Here is a 3,168-nt window from a genome sequence, read left to right on the forward strand (position 1 = left end):
TGGACATCCAGTCGCGCTACTTCGCGCGCGACGACATCGAGCGCTTCGGCATCGCCGCCCTCACCTCGATGTACTGGTATTCCGAGACCGACAAGCAGCGCCGCATCGACTGGCGGCCGGAAGTCCATGATTCGGACGGCCTTGCGATGTGGACGGGCATGGGCGAGCGCATCTGGCGCCCGCTCAACAACCCGCCGCGCGTGATGACCTCGAGCTTCTCCGACCAGGGACCTCGCGGCTTCGGCCTCCTCCAGCGCGACCGGGATTTCGCCAACTACGAGGATGACGGCGTCTTCTACGAGAAGCGGGCCTGCGTCTGGGTCGAGCCGAAGGGCGACTGGGGCCCCGGCATGGTGCAGCTCGTCGAGATCCCGACCGACGACGAGATCCACGACAACATCGCCGCCTACTGGCTGTCCGCCAAGCCCGTGCGCAAAGGCGACGCGATCGCGCTCGACTACGTCCTGCACTGGTCGAACCGCGAGCCCTTCCCTGGCGACGTCGGCAAGGTCGTGGCGACGCGCCTCGGGCGTGGCGGCATCGCCGGCCAGCCGCGGCCGGCGGGCGTCACCAAGATCGTGGTGGACTTCGACGGCGGGCTCGTCGCCGCGCTCGACCGCGAGGCCAAGGGCGTCGAGGCGATCGCCACCGCCTCGCGCGGCACGGTCGGCAAGGTCGACTGCTACTCGGTCAAGGTCGGCACCGCTTGGCGCGTCACCTTCGACCTGACGGCCGAGGGCAACGATCCGGTGGAGTTGCGCCTCTACATGCGCCAGGGCGACAAGGTGCTGACGGAGACCTGGGCCTACCAGTTCCTGCCGGCCTCGATGGGCGCCTGACACCGTCTCCAACGATGCTCAGGGCCGCGTCACCCGCCTGAGGGTGAGGTTGATGCGGCCCTCGCCTTTCAAGAGCGTCGAGGTGCCGGGATCGATCCGGTCGACGCCGTGATAGAGGAGGCGGCTCGGTCCCCCCATGACCAGCACGTCGCCCGACCGCAGCCGCAACGAGCGTGTGGGCCCGCCGCGGGTCGGTCCGCCGAAGCGGAAGAGACCGTCGTCGCCGAGCGAGACCGACACGACCGGCGCCGCGAGATCGTCCTCGTCCTTGTCCTGATGCAGGCCGAGGCGTGCGCCGGGATCGTAGAAGTTGACGAGGCAGGCTTCGGGCGGATGAGGGTAGCCGCCGAGCTCGTGCCAGAGGTCGAGAAGCAGCGGTGGGATCGCCGGCCAGGGCCGGCCGGTCTCGGGATGCAGCGGCTGGTAGCGGTAGCCCGTCCGGTCCGACACCCAGCCGAGGACCCCGCAATTCGTCATCCGCACCGAAAAGGGGGGGCCGGTGCCGGGCATCGCCGGGCGATAGAGGGGCGCGGCCGTGGCAACCGCCCGTACCGCGGCCAGAAGCGCGGCCTGCGCCGATCCGTCGAGGCGTCCCGGATGATGCTCGAGGCCGGGCGGCAGGGCGCCCGGCGCGCTCACGAGAGGTAGCCGAGCTGGGCGGCGAGCGCCACGGCGTGGGTGCGGTTGGACGCGTCGAGCTTGCGCGTCGCCGAGGTCAGGTACTGCGAGATCGTGTGCTCGGAGAGCTTCAGGATCGTGCCGATCTCGGACGAGGTCTTGCCGAGCATGGCGAGCTTCAGGCAGTCGCGCTCGCGCCCCGTCAGCGGGTTGTTGCGGCGGTTCTCCTCGTAGCGGCAGGCGGCCAGCACCCCGAAGGCGGCAAAGGCCAGAAGCTGCAGACCGTCGGCCTCGGCCTCCGCGATCGCCGGCCCTCGTCCCGATACGGCGAGCACCCCGGTGAAGCCGGAGACGCCGTGCACCGGGCAGTAGGCGCCCGACAGGCATCCGTGCGCGGCGAGGAACCGGCCCTGCGGCGGCGAACCGTCGGGATCGTCGGGGTCGAAGCCGTAGACGAACTCGGCATCCCAGACGAAGGGCAGCGAGCCGCCGACGAGCGCCCGCACCACCGGCGAGAAGCGGTGGAGGCCGTGGCGCTCGAAGCCGATGCGGAACTCGTCCTCCCAGTTCGACAGGATCGGCCGCATCTCGGCGCCGGCCTCGTCGGTCGAGGGGATCGTCATCAGGGCGAAGCGGTCGAAGCCGATGGCGCCGACGATCTCGCCGACCGCCGTCTTCAACGCCTGTTCGGTCCACGGCCGCTCCAGGCGGCCGACGAGGCTGGCCTCCGGGCGCCTCATGCGGCGGGACGGGACGAGGCGGGGGCCGGGCGGACGCGGATCCGAGATCCTGTCATGGCGATCCTTTCCAAGGACGGGGCGCGTTCGGCCGGGTCAGGATGGCGATTCGCGGGGGGCTTGAGCGAACCTGCGTAGTCTATCCTACCGCGAAGCGCTGCTGAAACGACCCTGCCTCCGGTTGTTTTTCGCGAGCCCCGCCTGCAACCGGAAGCCGCCCCTCTGGCGCGCGGCGCGCCGCATTCCCATGTCGGGTGGGCGCCAAGCCCCCGGCATCCGGCCGGGGACCGCAACCGATCCGAGACTCTTTCCGTCCATGACCGACTTTTCCCCTCGCGAGATCGTGTCCGAACTGGACCGCCACATCATCGGCCAGAAGGACGCCAAGCGCGCCGTGGCCGTGGCCTTGCGCAACCGCTGGCGCCGCCAGCAGCTCGACGGGTCGCTCCGCGAGGAGGTATCCCCTAAGAACATCCTGATGATCGGGCCGACCGGCGTCGGCAAGACCGAGATCTCGCGCCGCCTCGCCAAGCTCGCGGGCGCCCCCTTCATCAAGGTCGAGGCGACGAAGTTCACCGAGGTCGGCTATGTCGGGCGCGACGTCGAGCAGATCATCCGCGACCTCGTGGAGATCGGCATCGGCCTGACGCGCGACAAGAAGCGCGAGGAGGTCCGCGCCAAGGCCCATGCCGGCGCCGAGGACCGGGTGCTCGACGCCCTCGTCGGCAAGACCGCCTCGCCGGCGACGCGCGATAGCTTCCGCAAGCGCCTGCGTGCCGGCGAGCTCGACGACAAGGAGATCGACGTCGAGGTGGCCGACACCTCCAATCCGATGGGCGGCATGGATATCCCCGGCATGCCCGGCGGCAATATCGGCGTCCTCAACCTGTCGGAGATGTTCGGCAAGGCGATGGGCGGGCGCACCAAGACGCGCCGCACCACGGTGAAGGACAGTTACGCGCTCCTCATCAACG

General features: G+C 70.0%; 4 protein-coding genes. 2 read left to right on the plus strand and 2 right to left on the minus strand.

What is annotated here, in order from left to right; translation table 11 throughout:
- Nucleotides 1-839: glucan biosynthesis protein (locus tag QZ753_RS05270; RefSeq protein WP_294641638.1), on the plus strand; the 839-nt coding region annotated here is incomplete at its 5' end.
- Between the two features lie 18 nt (nt 840-857).
- Here QZ753_RS05270 and QZ753_RS05275 read toward each other — a convergent pair.
- Both QZ753_RS05275 and QZ753_RS05280 read right to left on the minus strand, forming a co-directional pair.
- Nucleotides 858-1,478, minus strand: coding sequence for an alpha-ketoglutarate-dependent dioxygenase AlkB (locus tag QZ753_RS05275; protein WP_294641639.1), 621 nt, complete (start codon nt 1,476-1,478; stop codon nt 858-860).
- Nucleotides 1,475-2,197 (minus strand): LuxR family transcriptional regulator, encoded by a 723-nt coding sequence (locus tag QZ753_RS05280; RefSeq protein ID WP_294641640.1) that lies wholly within the window; start codon nt 2,195-2,197, stop codon nt 1,475-1,477. The genes QZ753_RS05275 and QZ753_RS05280 overlap by 4 nt, the downstream gene beginning before the upstream one ends.
- A 313-nt stretch (nt 2,198-2,510) precedes the next feature.
- Between QZ753_RS05280 and QZ753_RS05285 the strand changes: the two genes are divergently transcribed.
- Nucleotides 2,511-3,168: AAA family ATPase (locus QZ753_RS05285; protein WP_294641641.1), on the plus strand; the 658-nt coding region annotated here is incomplete at its 3' end.

The organism is uncultured Aureimonas sp., assembly GCF_913775355.1.
Taxonomy (GTDB): Bacteria; Pseudomonadota; Alphaproteobacteria; order Rhizobiales; family Rhizobiaceae; genus Aureimonas.

Coding starts and splice junctions, on each gene's coding strand:
- QZ753_RS05280 (WP_294641640.1), bottom strand. CDS start 2,197: ATGAGGCGCCCGGAGGCCAGCCTCGTCGGCCGCCTGGAGCGGCCGTGG.